Source organism: Rhodocyclus gracilis (genome assembly GCF_009617575.1).
Taxonomy (GTDB): domain Bacteria; phylum Pseudomonadota; class Gammaproteobacteria; order Burkholderiales; family Rhodocyclaceae; genus Rhodocyclus; species Rhodocyclus gracilis.
Genome location: NZ_WIXJ01000007.1, coordinates 30,341 through 45,235, shown reverse-complemented (window position 1 = coordinate 45,235; position 14,895 = coordinate 30,341). Strand labels below are relative to the sequence as shown.

The following is a 14,895-nucleotide window of genomic DNA, read 5'->3' as shown; positions in this document are numbered from 1 at the left end:
AAAGAGGGATGGAAGATTTGCCATCGGCATCATCGCGGCGGCGTGTTGCATGGCGCGCATCGAGTGCGGTTGCGGGGCGTAGGCCGAGCGCCTTCGGCATAGTCTGAACGTGCCAGCCGCCTTGGCGCGGCCATCGAAACGGCCGGCGCGGGTGGCTGTCGATGCAAATAATCCTCGGCGCGGCGCCGGCTTGGCTATCATGCGCCACCGCTCCCCGATTGCGCCCCATGATTACGCTCAAGAATGTCACCTTGCGCCGCAGCGCCAAGGTGCTGCTGGACAACGCCTCCGTTTCCCTCAATCCCGGCGAAAAAGTCGGGCTGGTCGGCCGCAATGGCGCCGGTAAATCGACCCTGTTCGCGCTGCTCAACGGCAGCCTGCACGAAGACGCCGGCGAGTGTTCGATCCCTCGCCAATGGCGCATGGCGCAGGTGGCGCAGGACATGCCGGAAACCAGCCAGAGCGCGACCGAGTTCGTCATCGAAGGCGATACCGTGCTGCAGGCGGCGCAAGAGGAAGTGACGGCAGCCGAAGCCAGCGACGACGGCATGCGCATGGCGCACGCCTACATGGCCTTGAGCGACGCTGGCGCGCATGACGCCGAGGCGCGGGCGCAGGCCTTGATCCTTGGGCTGGGCTTTCGCGTCGATCAGCTGACGCAGCCGGTCAACAGCTTTTCCGGCGGCTGGCGCATGCGCCTGCAGCTGGCGCGGGCGCTGATGTGTCCGTCCGACCTGTTGCTGCTCGATGAGCCGACCAACCACCTCGACCTCGACGCACTGGTGTGGCTGGAAGCCTGGCTCAAGCGTTACGCCGGCACGCTGATCATCATCAGCCACGACCGCGAGTTTCTCGACGCGGTGACGCAGGTGACGCTGCATATCGATAACGCCAAGGTCGTGCGCTACGGCGGCAACTACAGCGCTTTTGAAGACATGCGCGCCGAGCAGATGCTGCTGCAACAGTCGGCGCTGGCGCGGCAGCAGGAAAAGATCGCCCATTTGCAGAAGTTCATCGACCGCTTCAAGGCCAAGGCGAGCAAGGCGAAGCAGGCGCAAAGCCGGGTCAAGGCGCTGGAGCGCATGGAGAAGATCGCGCCGGTACTGGCCGATGCGGAATTCACCTTCGAGTTTCAGGAGCCACTCAATCTGCCCAACCCGATGCTCTCCCTGAGCGATGTCAGCATCGGCTATCCGCCGCCGGAAGAGTCGCCCGCCGGGACGGCGCCGGCGGTGATCGTGCGCCACATCCATCGCTCGGTGCACGCCGGCCAGCGCATTGGCATCCTCGGCGCCAACGGGCAGGGCAAGTCGACGCTGGTGAAGACCATCGCCCGCGATCTGGCGCCGCTTGCTGGCGAGTTCACCGAAGGGCGCGGCCTTAACATCGGCTACTTCGCGCAGCAGGAACTCGACGTGCTGCGTCCGCACGACACGCCGCTCGAACACATGATCCGGCTCGCCAAGGAAGTCATCGCGGCTGGCAAGAGCGGCTACGTGGCGGGGCGTGAGCAGGATCTGCGCAACTTCCTCGGCACCTTCAATTTCAGCGGCGAGATGGTCAAGCAGCCGGTCGGCACGATGAGCGGCGGCGAGAAGGCGCGTCTGGTGCTGTGCATGATCGTCTGGCAGCGCCCGAACCTCCTGCTGCTCGATGAGCCGACCAACCACCTCGACCTCGCCACCCGCGAGGCGCTGGGCGTTGCCCTCAACGAATTCGAGGGAACGGTCATGCTGGTCAGCCACGACCGCGCGCTGCTGCGTGCCGTCTGCGACGAGTTCTGGCTGGTGGCGCACGGCAGCGTCGCGCCGTTCGACGGCGACCTCGACGACTATCAGCGCTTCCTGCTCGACGAAGCCCGTCGCGCGCGCGAATAAGGCACCGATAAAAAAAGGCCGGCGTCCGATGTCGGGCGCCGGCCTGCGGCTGGTGCATCTTTGGGCGGGATTGGATTGCCGCCTTTTTCGGTGCGTCGCTCTCGCCGCTGCGTCGCCTTCGCGTTTTGGGCAGAAGGGACTGGGATCGAGTGACTGCGCCTGCCCGGAGGTTGCTCAGTCCTTCGCGCGCGGCGAGTTGTCCTGCCAGCCGCCGCCGAGTGCCTTGAAGAGGGCGACGACCGCTGCCAGACGCGCCTGACGCGTGTCGACGTAGCTGACCAGCGCGTCGTTGGCGCTGCGCTGCGCGTCGAGCACGTCGAGGAAGCCCGAGTAGCCGGCTTCGTAACGCGCCTGCGCGATGCGCTGCGCCCGCGTCGTCGCATCGACACGCTGTGCCTGGGCGCGTTCGCTTTCGCCGGTTTCACGCAGGGTGACGAGCGCGTCCATGACCTCCTTGAAGGCCGTCTGCACGGCTTTCTGGTAGCTGGCGAGCGCCTGCTTCTGCTGCGCGCTGGCTTGATCGACCCGCGCCGCAGTGGCGCCCATGTCGAAGACCGGCATGCTGGCGTTCAGACCGAGCGACCAGACGCCAGCGGGCGAGGTGAAGAGCTTCTTCATCGCCGAGCTTTCGCTGCCGAGCGTGCCGGTCAGGTCCAGTTGCGGGAAGAAAGCGGCTTTGGCGACGCCGATCTTGGCGTTGGCGGCGACGAGCGTTTCTTCGGCCTGACGCACATCCGGCCGGCCCTCGATCAGCGACGACGGCAAGCCGGCTGGCGGCAGCGGCGGCAGCGGCAGTTGTCGCAGGTCGCCCGGCGCGATGGTGAGGCCCGGTTGGCCGGTGAGCAGCGCCAGCTGGTTTTGCATCAGGGCGCGCTGCTGGCGCAGGCTGGCCAGTTGCGCGTCGGCAGCGGCCAGTGCGCCTTCGGCTTGCGCGACGTCGAGCGCCGAGGCGAGACCGCCTTCAAAGCGGCTGTTGGCGATGCGCAGCGAGTCCTTGCGGCTCGTCCGGCTCTCGTCGGTGGCGATGATTTCCGCATCGTAAGCGCGCAGCGACAGGTAGGCCGTGCTGACCAGACCGGCGACCGACAGCTCGACGGTGTCGCGTGCGTAACGGGACGACAGCGCCTGCGCGCGGGCGGCCTCGGTGGCGCGGCGCAGCCGGCCCCAGAGGTCGATCTCGAAGGAGGTGCTGAGGCCTGCCGTGCGCAGATCGCGCTGGCGCGGCGGCATGACCGTGTAATCGGCGTTGCTGACCTGCGTGCGGCTGCTGCCGGCCTGCGCGTTGACCGACGGAAACTGCGCCGCGCCGACTTCGCGCAGCAGGCCCTCGGCCTCCTCGACGCGGGCGACGGCGAGTCGCAGGTCCTGATTGCTTGCTTGCGCCTGTGTGACGAGCTGGTTGAGCGTGTCGTCACCAAACAGCGTCCACCAGTCCTTGCGAATGCTCTGGCTGGCGGCGGCGGTGTTGTCGGCGGCCGGGGCGGCGGTGGCCGCCGTGGCTTTGCTGCTCTCCGCGGTGCTGCTGGCCGGGTTGGCAGTGCTTGCGGCGGGTGCGGTTGCGGCGCTGGCGTTGCCGTCGTTCGCCGCTGCCGTCGCGCCGGCCTCGCCGAAGGATTCCGGCAGCGTGGCGGACGGGCGGTGGTAGTCCGGGCCGACCGCGCAGCCGGCGAGCGCCAGCGCGATCAGGGAAGCCAGCAGGGTGGGGGTGGGAGTGATCCGGGCGTTCACGCGTGCTTCTCCGTTTCGGCGTCGCTGTGATGGGTGTGGCCGGCGGGCAGGTTGCGCTTGCCGCGTTCGAGCCACTTGAAGAAGAGCGGGATGAACAGGGTGGCGATGAAGGTGGCCGCGAGCATGCCGCCGAAGACGCCGGTGCCCATCGATTGCCGCGCCGCGGCGCCGGCACCGCTGGCCTTGACCAGCGGGAAGACGCCGAAGGCGAAGGCCAGCGAGGTCATGACAATGGGGCGGAAGCGCAGGCGTGCCGCTTCGATGGCCGCGTCGATGCTGCTCATCCCTTCCGCGTATTTCTGCGCGGCGAATTCGACGATCAGGATGGCGTTCTTTGAGGCTAGCCCGATCAGCACCACCAGACCGATCTGGAAGTAGATGTCGTTCGGCATGCCACGAATCCAGATCGCCGCCAGCGCGCCAAAGAGCGCGAAAGGCACGGCCATGATGACGGCGATTGGCAGCGTCCACTTCTCGTACTGCGCGGCGAGGATCAGGAAGACCATGATGATGGCGAAACCGAAGGCTTGTGCCGAGGAGCCGGACGAGCGCTTTTCCTGATACGCCTGACCGGTCCAGGCAATGTCGTAGCCGCTCGGCAGCGTCGCCTTGGCGGTTTCTTCGACGATGCGGATGGCGTCGCCGGAGCTGATGCCGGGCGCGGTATTGCCGAGGATCTTGGCGGCGATGAAGCCGTTGAAGCGTTCCACCTGTTCCGGGCCGACGACGTTCTTGACGCGTGCAAAGGCCGAGATCGGGATCATCGCGTTGGTCGTCGCGCTGCGCACGTAAACCTTGCCGATGTCGTCCGGCGTCTGACGGAAGCGCGGTTCGGCCTGCAACTGCACGCGATAGACGCGACCGGCCTTGTTGAAGTCATTGACGTAGAGCGCACCCATCGTGCTTTGCAGCGTCGTATAGACGTCGGACAGGCTGACGCCGAGCGACAGCGCCTTCGGCTCGTCGACTTCGACGAAGAGTTGCGGGATGGTCGGCCGGAAGAACGTATTGATGCCGGTCAGTTCCTTGCGCTCCTTGAGCGCGGCGATGAGACCCTGCACCACTTCGTTGAGCTTCTTGGCGTCGCCATCGACGCGGTTCTGCACGTAGACCTCGAAACCGCCCGCGCTACCGAGACCCATGATGGGCGGCGGGTTGAAGACGAGGGCGAGGCCGTCCGGCAGCATGAAGCCGGCGCCGGAGAACTGCTTGGCGAGCGATTCCGCCGGGGCGTCCTTACGTTCGCTCCAGTCTTTCAGCGGCATGAAGATCGTGCCGGCGTTGGTCTTGTTGCCGCCACCGATCAGGTCGAAGCCGGAGATGATGATGGTGTGGTCGACGCCGTTGTTCTTGCTGACCATTTGCCGCATCAGATCGCCGGTGTCCTGCGTGCGCTTGAGCGTCGCGCCGTCCGGCAGCATCAGGGCGGAAATCAGGTAGCCCTGGTCTTCCGACGGCACGAAGCTGCCGGGGATGGTTTTGATGAGGTAGCCACCCAGCCCGACCATGCCGGCGAAAACGACGACGCCGATGAGGTCAAAGCGCAGCACGCGACCAACTGTACGGGTGTACGAGCGGGTGAAGGCGCCGAAGAGGCGGTTGAACGGGGCAAAGAGCTTGCTCTCGGTATGCGTCGGCTTGAGCAGCAGCGCGCACAGGGCCGGCGTCAGCGTCAGCGCAACCGTGCCGGAGATGACGACGGCGATGGCGACGGTGACGGCGAACTGCTGGTAGAGCTTGCCGGCGATGCCGCCGAGGAAGGCGACCGGGACAAACACCGCGCAGAGCACGAGAACGATGGCGACGATGGCGCCGGTGACTTCGCGCATGGCCTCGACGGCGGCGTCGAAGGGCGAGAGTTTCTTCTCGGACATCAGACGTTCGACGTTTTCGAGAATGATGATCGCGTCATCGACGACGATGCCGATGGCCAGGACCAGCGCGAAGAGCGTCAGCGTGTTGATCGAGAAGCCGAAGACATAGAGGCCGGCGAAGGTGCCGATCAGCGAGATCGGCACGGCGATCATCGGGATCAGCGTCGCCCGCCAGTTTTGCAGGAAGACGAAGACGACGAGCAGCACCATCAGCATCGCTTCGATGAGGGTCTTCACGACTTCTTCAATCGACGCCGAGACGAAGTGCGTCGTGTCGAAGGGGATGACGTAGCTGACGCCTTCGGGGAACTTGCCTTGCAGCTCGTTCATGCGCGACTTCACCAGTTCGGCTACCTCCAGCGCGTTGGCGCCGGTTTGCAGGAAGACGCCCATGGCGATGGTCGGCTTGCCGTCGAGCGAGGCGGTCTGGTCGTAGCTGTAGGCGCCCAGTTCGACGCGCGCCACATCCTTCAGGCGCAGCACGCCGCCGTACTTGCCGCCGTCGGCGCTGCTGCGGATGACGATGTTGCCGAATTCTTCCGGCGTTAGCAGGCGGCCCTTGGCGGTGACGGTGTAGACCAGCATCTGGTCGGAGGAGGACGGTGCCTGGCCGACCTTGCCGGCGGCGTTCTGCGCGTTTTGCGCGCTGATCGCATTGGCGATATCGGTGGTCGTGATCCCCAGTTGCGCCATGCGGTCAGGGCGCAGCCAGACGCGCATCGAGTAGTCTTGCGCGCCGAAGATGGTGACGTCGCCGACACCCTTCAGCCGCTTCAACTCATCGACGATGTTGAGGCTCGCGTAGTTGGATAGGAAGAGCGTGCCGAACTTCGTGTTGGTCGATTGCAGCGAGACCACTTGCAGAATGTCGGTCGAGCGCTTCTGGACGATGACGCCGTTACGCCGCACTTCCTCCGGCAGGCGCGGTTCGGCCGCCTTGACGCGGTTGTTGACGTTTACCGACGCCATGTCGACATTGGTGCCGACCTCGAAGGTGGCGGTGATCGTCACGCTGCCGTTGGCGGAGGCCGACGAGTTGAAGTAGAGCAGGCCTTCGACGCCGTTGAGTTGTTCCTCAATCGGCGCAGCGACGGTTTTGGCCAGCGTTTCGGCTGAGGCGCCCGGATAGGTGGCGGTGATCAGCACCGTCGGCGGCGCGATCTGCGGGTATTGGGCGATCGGCAGCACACGCGAGGCAACCAGCCCGGCGATGACGATGACGATCGAGATGACCGATGCGAAGATCGGTCGGCTGATGAAGAATCGTGACATGGCAGCCTCCGCTTAGCCCTTGGCCGGCGGGGTGGCGGCGGGTTGTGCGGCGGGAGCGGACGGCGCGGCTTTGTCGCCGGCCGCGGGCTTTTCGGCGGCGGCGTCCTTGCTGGCAGCCTCTTTGGCTGGAGCGGCGTCCTTGGCGGGCGGCGTGTCCTTGCCTGCCGGCGCGGCGCCGGGTGCGCCCGGTGCGCCGGGGGCTTGCGGCGGGTGCGGCAGGACGGCAGCGCCCGGACGCAGCTTCATCAGGTTGTCGACGATGACCTTGTCGCCCGGTTGCAGGCCGCCGGTGACGACCCAGTCCTTGCCGCGCCATTCGGCGGTCTGCACCGGATGCGGCGTGACCTTGTTGTTGGCGTCGGCGACCATGACGAGGTTGCCCTGTTCGGTCTGCACGACGGCGGCTTGCGGTACGAGATAAACGTTGTTGCGCATGCCGCTCAGCAGCCGGACGCGCACGAATTGTCCCGGCAGCAGGCGGCCATCGGGGTTCGGGAATTCGGCGCGCAGTTGCTGCGTGCCGAGGGTGGTGTCGATGGTGCTGGCGAGGAAGTTGATCTTGCCGGTCTGCGTGTAGGTCGAGCCGTCCGGCAGGATGAGTTCGACGCCCGAGACCATGCCGGGCTTGAGCACGCCACCGGGCAGCTTGGCGCTGTCGCTTTCCGAGAGGCCGAAGCTCACCCACATCGGGTTGGACTGATAGACGGAGGTCAGCAGACCGCCTTCGCCGGCGGCGATGAGGTTGCCTTCAGACTTGGCGGCGCGGCCGGAGACGCCGGAAACCGGCGCCGTTACCGTCGTCCACGACAGATTGAGCTGCGCCTGACGCAGCGCTGCCTGTGCGACGGCGTTATTTGAGGTGGCGTCGTCGTATTCCTTGCGGCTGACGGCTTGTTGCGCCAACAGGCCCTTGAGACGGGCTTCTTCGCGCGCCGTTTGCTCGGCCTTGGCGGTCGCGTCGGCGAGAGCGATCTGGTACGGCACCGGGTCGATCTGGAAGAGCGGCTGGCCGGCTTTGACCAGTGCGCCTTCCTGATACAGGCGCTTGATCAGGATGCCGCCGACACGGGCGCGCACTTCGGTTTCCTTGGCGCCTTCGGTTTGCGCCATCAGTTCGATGACGGCCGGCAGTTGCTGCGGCTGTGCTTCGAGAACCGTTACCGGCATGGCGGGCGGCGGGCCGCTTTGCTCCGGTGCTTTCGATCCTGAGCAGGCGGCGGTCAGCGCCGCGATCAGGGCGGCACCGGCGAGCGCCAGCGGACGCAAACGTCCGGGCATGTCAGGCGTCAGAGACGGGCGGGAATCGGCACGAAGTGCAGACGGGGCGGGCGTGCGAAGGGGCATGGAGAATTCCTTGGGTGGCATTTCTGGGGTGAATTATATACAATCAACAATGTATGTAAATAGTCGGCCATATTGCGTAACGCAGACCTGCCATGTTGGCATCGGTTCGCATCGGCGTACGGTGAAAGGGGTAACAAAATGCATTCGGTGGTCGCAGGAGGCTAGACCCATGGTCAGGAGAACGAAGGAAGACGCGGAGCGGACGCGTCTGCAGATCATTGAGGCTGCGCGAAAAACATTTCATCAATGCGGCGTCAGCCGGACTTCGCTGGAAAAGGTCGCGGCGGCGGCGGGGGTGACACGGGGTGCAGTCTATTGGCATTTTGCCGATAAGGCAGCCTTGTTTTTTGCCATGCGCGAAACCTCGCTGGCGGTGATCGACAGGGCCGACGCTTTCCTCTTCGGCGACGAGAGCGGCGACCCGCTCGATGCCATCGAACAGTCGATGGTCTATTTCTTCCGCACCATGAGCACCTGTCCGGCGGCTCGCGAGACTTACGAGATCATGTCGTTCCGCTGCGAGTACGTCGACGAGTTCGCTTCGGTGCTACAGGAGGTCAACAGGCCTTGCGTCGAGTTTCAGGCGAAACTGACGACCGCCTATCAGCAGGCCCTGGCGCTGGGCATCATGCGTCCCGAGCTTGACCCCGATGCGATGGCGCTCGACAGCGTTTCTTTCGTGCGCGGTCTGTTCAATAACTGGCTGGCGTCGTCGCCGGGCACGGAGTGGCGCGATCAGGTCGAAGACATGATTCACACGCACGTCGCGCTGCGCCGCATTACGCCTCCCCGCGCCTAAGACGCAGTGCCGAGCGGCAGTCGACGCTGCTGCACGACGCGCCGCAAGACGAAGCTCGAATGCACACCCGTCACGCCGGGCGCGCGGTTGATGCGGTTGAGCAGCAGTTCCTGGTACGCCTCCATGTCACGGACGACGACCTTCAACTGGTAATCGGCGTCCTGGCCGGTGATCAGCAGGCATTCGAGCACTTCGGGCATCGTGCTGATGGCGGCCTCGAAGGAGGCGAAGCGCTCCGGCGTGTGCTGGTCCATGGAAATATGGATTAGCGCCGTCAGCGACAGGCCGAGTGCCTTGGCGTTGATCTGCGCCCGGTAGCCGGCAATGATGCCGGCCTCTTCCAGCGCGCGCACCCGCCGCAGGCACGGCGACGGCGACAGGCCGATGCGGTCGGCGAGATCCTGATTGCTGATCCGGCCGTCCTCCTGAAGGATATGCAGAATCTGTAAGTCGTAGCGGTCGAGTTGCATGTGATTGCCCCGTTTTCTTTTTAGCGGCTATTTTATGTTGATATAGATTTTAACGTGGCAATTATCTGCTGATTCAGGGTAATTTTTGCATCGAATACGCAAGCACCTGCGGGCGCTTCCGCACTATGATTTGCCGGTCTGTCGTCATTCTCAAATCGCATTCCGGAGGCCGTCATCATGTTGCACGAACCCGCCAGCAAGTACCTTCCCTTCCCGCCGGTCAGCCTGCCTGACCGGCAATGGCCGAATCGCGTCATCGATCGCGCGCCGATCTGGATGAGTACCGACCTGCGCGACGGCAACCAGTCGCTCTTCGAGCCGATGGACGCCGAGCGCAAGCTGCGCCTCTTCGCCATGCTCTGTCAGATCGGCTTCAAGGAAATCGAAGTCGCTTTCCCGTCGGCGTCGCAGACCGATTTCGATTTTGTGCGTAGCCTGATCGAAGACGGCCACATCCCCGACGACGTCAGCATCGAAGTGCTGACGCAGGCGCGCGAGCATCTGATCCATCGCACCATGGAATCGCTGCGCGGTGCGCGTCGCGCCATCGTGCACATCTACAACGCCACCTCGAAGCCGTTCCGCGAATTCGTCTTCGGCATGAGCCGCCAGGAAGTGATTGACATGGCGGTGTCGTCCGTTCGTCTTGTCCGCGAACTCGCCGAAGCGCAGCCGGACACCGAGTGGGTGCTCGAATACAGCCCGGAAACCTTCACCGCCACCGAGCTCGATTTCGCGCTCGAAGTGTGCGACGCCGTCACCGCCGCCTGGGGCGCGACGCCGGACAAAAAAATCATCCTCAACCTGCCGACGACCGTCGAGGTGACGACGCCGAACGTCTACGCCGACCAGATCGAATGGATGCATCGCCACCTCGCGCGTCGCGACAGCATCATCCTCAGCCTGCATCCGCATAACGACCGCGGTACTGCCATTGCCGCCGCCGAACTGGGCCTGATGGCCGGCGCCGACCGCGTCGAGGGCTGCCTCTTCGGCAACGGCGAGCGCACCGGCAACGTCGATCTGGTGACGCTGGCGCTCAACCTGTATACGCAGGGCGTCTCGCCGAACCTCGACTTCTCCGACATCAACGCCGTCGCGCGCGTCATCGAGGATTGCAACCAGTTGCCGATCCATCCGCGCCACCCCTACGTCGGCGACCTTGTGTTCACGGCTTTCTCCGGCTCCCACCAGGACGCCATCCGCAAGGGCTTCAGCGTGCAGAAGCCCGAATCGGTGTGGAGCGTGCCGTATCTGCCGATCGATCCGGCCGATCTCGGCCGCAGCTACGCCTCGGTCATTCGGGTGAATAGCCAGTCGGGCAAGGGCGGCGTCGCCTGGCTCCTCGAGACCGGCTACGGCATCGTTCTGCCACGTCGTTTGCAGGTCGAGTTTTCGGCGGTCGTGCAGGCGCTGGCTGATCGGCAGGGCGGCGAAGTCGACGCCGAGGCGATCTTCGGCCTCTTCTCGCGGACGTATCTCGAGCCGTCGACGCCGGTGGCGTACCTCGATCACCAACTCTTCGGCGAGGGCAGCGCGCAGGGCATCCGTCTGCGTCTGCGTATTGCCGGCGAAGAGCGCTGCCTGACGGGCGAAGGCAATGGCCCGATCGACGCGGCGGTGATTGCCCTGCGCAGCGCCGGGATCGCCTTGCAGGTGCGCAGCTACGAAGAGCGCTCGCTGGAAAGCAGCGGCGATGGCGGTAACGCACGCGCCTGCTCGTTCATGGAGGTTGTCGCCGAAGGCGCGGCGCCGCATTACGGTGTGGGGATCGACGCCAATATCGTCACGGCGTCGATCAAGGCGCTGGTCAGCGCGGTCAATCGCATCGGCCGGCCGGCCCCTGCCTGCGAGACCGTGCGCACGGCGGCCACGCCCGTTGCCGAGGCGCAGACCGCCTGAGGAGGGAGGTAGAATCGCGGCATGAAAAAGGCCGCCCCTACTCTCTCCCCCACCTCTTCCCTCCCTTGCCCCTGCCACTCCGCGCGTCCCTACGCGGAGTGTTGCGGGCCTCTCCATGCCGGCGCTGCCGCCGCCGATGCCGAGCGTCTGATGCGCTCGCGCTACGCGGCTTATTCGCTGCGTCTCGCCGATTACGTTCTGGCGACCTGGCACGAGTCGACGCGGCCCGCGTCGCTCGACTGGGAAAACGATCCGCCGCAAAAATGGATCGGCCTCGACATCCGTCGCCACGCACAGACGGGCGAAGCGACGGCCGAGGTTGAGTTCATCGCCCGCTGTCGCGTCGGCGGACGGGCGCACCGCCTGCACGAAACCAGCCGCTTCGTCTGCGAAGCAGGGCGCTGGTACTACGTCGACGGCGACGTGGATGCGCCGGCTGCCTGAGCGTCGGGAGGCGGGCGAAGAACTTTTCTGGCTTTTGCTTTGCTCGGACGCAATCGGGTCTCACCCAACTTCCCAGGATCTACCCGGTTTCCGTCCGGCCTGTTCCAATCCGACCGCCAGCCGGCTTCAACGCACCGCGACCCGGTTTAGCTCGCTCGCAGCCTGGCTTCACGCCGGCCGGCCCCCAAGCCCAAGCCAACCGGTTCCTCGCAATCCGCGCGGGCCCGCGGCCCGCGTAGTCTTCTCTTGACTTCTCTTCAACCGAGGGCGCGGCTGACGATCTCGGCGACGTCGCGCGACAGCCCGGCGTGGGCGGCCAGGCGTTCCAGCGCGGCGCGCGCCTGCGCCTGACGGCCGGCGTCGAAACGCCGCCAGCGGTCGAAACAGCGCGCCAGCCGCGCTGCCACCTGCGGGTTGATCGCGTCGAGCGCCAGCGTCTGTTCGGCGAGGAAGCGGTAACCGGCGCCGTCGGCGGCGTGGAAGCGCACATGGTTGGCGCCGAAGCCGCGCAGTAGCGCATACACCTTGTTCGGATTGCGCAGGTCGAAGTCGGCGTGCGCGAGCAGACGACGGACGACCGCCAGCGTGTCCGGGCGACGACTGGTCGCCTGCGCCAGCAGCCACTTGTCGAGCGCCAGCGCCTCGTGCCGCCAGCGCGCGTGGAAGTCAGCGAGCGCCTGCTCGGCCGCGGCGCCGCCGTGATGCGCGAGCAGCACCAGCGCCGCGTACTGGTCGCTCATGTTGTCGGCGGCGGCGAACTGGCGCGCGGCGAGCGCGCAGCCGGCTTCCGCGTCAGCAGCGGCGATCAGGTCGAGGCACAGGTGGCGCAAGGCGCGCCGGCCGGCGTCGGCCGAAGTCGGCAGATAGGAGCCGCTCGGCGCCAGCGCATCGTACAGCGTTTGCAGGCGCTCACTGAGGCGCGTGCCGAGGAAGCGGCGCAGTCCCATGCGCGCGGCGAACAGCGCGTCGGGATCGACCACGGTCATTTCTTCGGCCAGCGTTGCCTCCGAGGGCAGCGCCAGCGCTTCGGCGGCAAACGCCGGGTCGGCGCTGTGGCCGTCGATCACCGCGTCGAGAATGCGCGCGGCGGCGTTGGCGAAGCTTTCGGGCCACTCGTTCGCGGCGACTTCTCGGGCTGCCACCGACTCATCGGCGTTGGCGGGCAGCGCTGACAGACGTGCCGCAGCGCCGAGAATCAGCCGGCTGGCGAGCTGCTGGCCGGCTTCCCAGCGGTTGAAGGCGTCGCTGTCGTGCGCCATGCGTAGCGCCAGTTCGTCGTCGCTGGCCGGCAGGTCAAGCCGCACCGGCGCGGAAAAATTGCGCAGCAGCGAAGGCACCGGTGCCGCGGCGATGCCCTCGAAGACAAACTCCTGCGTCGACGCGGTGAGCGACAGCGTACGCGTCGTCGGCGCGCTTGCGCCGGCGTCTTCGCCGGCGAGGCGCAGCGGCAGATCGGCGCCGTCGGCGCCGAGCAGTCCGAGCGTCACCGGGATGTGCAGCGGCGTCGGGGCGTCTGTCGCGGCATCGGTGCTGCTCTCGGCTTCACCGGCCACCGGTGCCGGCGGCAGTTGCGTCAGCGTCAGCGTGTAGCGTTGCGTTGCCGGGTCGTGCCGGCCGCGCGCGACCAGCCGCGGCGTGCCGGCACGCTCGTACCAGCGCATGAACTGCGCGAGGTCGACGTTCGACGCGTCGGCCATCGCCGAGACGAAATCCTCGCAGGTGACGGCCTGCCCGTCGTGGCGCGCGAAGTAGAGATCCATGCCGGCGAGGAAGGCGTCCTCGCCGAGCAGCGTATGGATCATGCGTACGACTTCGGCGCCCTTTTCATACACCGTCGCCGTATAGAAGTTGTTGATCTCGACGTAAGCCGACGGGCGCACCGGATGGCGCATCGGCCCGGCGTCCTCGGGAAACTGCGCGGCGCGCAGCGTGCGCACTTCGCGGATGCGCGCCACCGAGCGCTGGTGCACGTCGGCGCCGAACTCCTGGTCGCGGAAGACGGTGAGCCCTTCCTTCAGCGACAGCTGGAACCAGTCGCGGCAGGTGACGCGGTTGCCGGTCCAGTTGTGGAAATACTCGTGCGCGACGACGCGGTCGATGCCTTCGTAGTCGTGGTCGGTGGCGAGGTCGGGGCGGGCGAGCACGTACTTCGTGTTGAAGATGTTGAGCCCCTTGTTCTCCATCGCGCCCATGTTGAAGTCGCCGACGGCAACGATCATGTAGTGGTCGAGGTCGCATTCGAGGCCGAAGCGTTCCTCGTCCCAGCGCATCGCCTGCTTCAGCGCGGCCATGGCGTGAGCGCACTGGTCGAGCTTGCCGGGTTCGACGTAGATCGCCAGTTGCACGCGGCGGCCGGAGCCGGTGGTGAATTCGTCGCGCAGCACGTCAAGCTTCGCCGCGACGACGGCGAACAGGTAGCAGGGTTTGGGGAACGGGTCTTCCCAGCGCGCCCAGTGGCGGCCGTTGCCGTCGTCGCCCGCAGCGACCGGGTTGCCGTTGGCGAGCAGGACCGGCAGGCGTTCGCGCTCGGCGTGCAGCGTCACGGTAAAGCGCGACATCACGTCGGGGCGGTCGGGGAACCAGGTGATGCGGCGGAAGCCCTGCGCTTCGCACTGCGTGAAATAGCCGTCGGCCGAGCGGTAGAGGCCGGAGAGATGGGTGTTGCTGTCGGGCTGGATGCGCACCCGCGTCGTCAGCGTGCAGGCATCGGGGAGGTCCGTGATCGTCAGCGAGTCCGCCGTCAGGCGATGGCGCGCGGGCGGCAGCTCAACGCCGTCGAGCGCCAGCGACAGCGTCTCCAGTTCGGCACCGTCGAGCAGGAGCGGCGCGCTGGTGTCGCTGCTCTGCGGATTGCGGTGCAGGGCGAGCGTTGCGCTGACGATGGCGCCCTGCTCCGCGAAGTCGATCTCCAGATCGACGCGGTCAACAAGAAACGCGGGCGGCGCGTAGTCGCACAGTCGGATGAGCGGGGCGCCGGCGGGCGGGGTTTGCGGGGAGGCGGCGCCCTCAGGTGCCGTCGCAGTCGTGGTGGTAGTCGTAGGCGTAGTCATGCCTCATTCTAACGCGCCGCCCAGCCCCGCCGCAGTCGTCCGTGGCGCTCCCACTGCTGCTCTGCCGGAGTCTGGCAGTCGTGCGGGGCGCTCACGCAAGCGAGGGGGCTCCAGGCGCAGGCGAGCGTCATCGCC

9 protein-coding genes are annotated in these 14,895 nt (G+C 66.3%); 4 read left to right on the top strand and 5 right to left on the bottom strand.

Annotation, left to right across the window (positions count from 1 at the left end; translation table 11 throughout):
* Positions 1-227 precede the first annotated feature (227 nt).
* Positions 228-1,877, top strand: a complete 1,650-nt coding sequence (locus tag GHK24_RS10185; protein ID WP_153472775.1) for an ABC-F family ATP-binding cassette domain-containing protein — start codon at positions 228-230, stop codon at positions 1,875-1,877.
* Between the two features lie 174 nt (positions 1,878-2,051).
* Here the strand turns inward: GHK24_RS10185 and GHK24_RS10180 are convergent, their stop codons facing one another.
* Genes GHK24_RS10180 through GHK24_RS10170 form a run of 3 tightly spaced genes read right to left on the bottom strand, consistent with a single transcriptional unit; the run spans position 2,052 to position 8,095 of the window.
* Entirely contained in the window at positions 2,052-3,605 is a 1,554-nt protein-coding gene (locus GHK24_RS10180; RefSeq protein WP_340666167.1) for an efflux transporter outer membrane subunit, read from the bottom strand.
* Positions 3,602-6,751: an efflux RND transporter permease subunit gene (locus GHK24_RS10175; RefSeq protein WP_153472774.1), complete on the bottom strand. Its 3,150-nt coding sequence runs from the start codon at positions 6,749-6,751 to the stop codon at positions 3,602-3,604. The genes GHK24_RS10180 and GHK24_RS10175 overlap by 4 nt, the downstream gene beginning before the upstream one ends.
* Before the next feature lie 12 nt (positions 6,752-6,763).
* Entirely contained in the window at positions 6,764-8,095 is a 1,332-nt protein-coding gene (locus GHK24_RS10170; protein WP_153472773.1) for an efflux RND transporter periplasmic adaptor subunit, read from the bottom strand.
* 169 nt (positions 8,096-8,264) lie between these two features.
* On the opposite strand from GHK24_RS10170, the gene GHK24_RS13825 reads away from it, so the two are divergent.
* A complete protein-coding gene (locus tag GHK24_RS13825) occupies positions 8,265-8,894 on the top strand; it encodes a TetR family transcriptional regulator (protein WP_153472772.1) in 630 nt (209 codons plus the stop codon).
* On the opposite strand, the gene GHK24_RS10160 is transcribed toward GHK24_RS13825, so the two are convergent.
* Positions 8,891-9,364, bottom strand: coding sequence for an Lrp/AsnC family transcriptional regulator (locus GHK24_RS10160; protein ID WP_153472771.1), 474 nt, complete (start codon positions 9,362-9,364; stop codon positions 8,891-8,893). The two genes, GHK24_RS13825 and GHK24_RS10160, sit on opposite strands and share 4 nt — an antisense overlap.
* A 177-nt stretch (positions 9,365-9,541) precedes the next feature.
* On the opposite strand from GHK24_RS10160, the gene leuA reads away from it, so the two are divergent.
* On the top strand, positions 9,542-11,266 hold the full coding sequence (gene leuA / locus GHK24_RS10155) for a 2-isopropylmalate synthase (RefSeq protein ID WP_153472770.1): 1,725 nt from the start codon (positions 9,542-9,544) through the stop codon (positions 11,264-11,266).
* 21 nt (positions 11,267-11,287) lie between these two features.
* Positions 11,288-11,710 (top strand): YchJ family protein, encoded by a 423-nt coding sequence (locus GHK24_RS10150; RefSeq protein ID WP_153472769.1) that lies wholly within the window; start codon positions 11,288-11,290, stop codon positions 11,708-11,710.
* A 257-nt stretch (positions 11,711-11,967) separates the two neighbouring features.
* Here GHK24_RS10150 and pepN read toward each other — a convergent pair whose 3' ends face one another.
* Entirely contained in the window at positions 11,968-14,760 is a 2,793-nt protein-coding gene (pepN, locus tag GHK24_RS10145) for an aminopeptidase N (RefSeq protein WP_153472768.1), read from the bottom strand.
* Between the last annotated feature and the right edge of the window lie 135 nt (positions 14,761-14,895).

Bases quoted from the DNA above. Each gene is read 5' to 3' on its own strand.
- GHK24_RS10185 (WP_153472775.1), top strand. From the start codon at position 228: ATGATTACGCTCAAGAATGTCACCTTGCGCCGCAGCGCCAAGGTGCTG.
- GHK24_RS10175 (WP_153472774.1), bottom strand. From the start codon at position 6,751: ATGTCACGATTCTTCATCAGCCGACCGATCTTCGCATCGGTCATCTCG.
- GHK24_RS10170 (WP_153472773.1), bottom strand. From the start codon at position 8,095: ATGCCCCTTCGCACGCCCGCCCCGTCTGCACTTCGTGCCGATTCCCGC.
- GHK24_RS13825 (WP_153472772.1), top strand. From the start codon at position 8,265: ATGGTCAGGAGAACGAAGGAAGACGCGGAGCGGACGCGTCTGCAGATC.
- GHK24_RS10160 (WP_153472771.1), bottom strand. From the start codon at position 9,364: ATGCAACTCGACCGCTACGACTTACAGATTCTGCATATCCTTCAGGAG.
- leuA (WP_153472770.1), top strand. From the start codon at position 9,542: ATGTTGCACGAACCCGCCAGCAAGTACCTTCCCTTCCCGCCGGTCAGC.
- GHK24_RS10150 (WP_153472769.1), top strand. From the start codon at position 11,288: ATGAAAAAGGCCGCCCCTACTCTCTCCCCCACCTCTTCCCTCCCTTGC.
- pepN (WP_153472768.1), bottom strand. From the start codon at position 14,760: ATGACTACGCCTACGACTACCACCACGACTGCGACGGCACCTGAGGGC.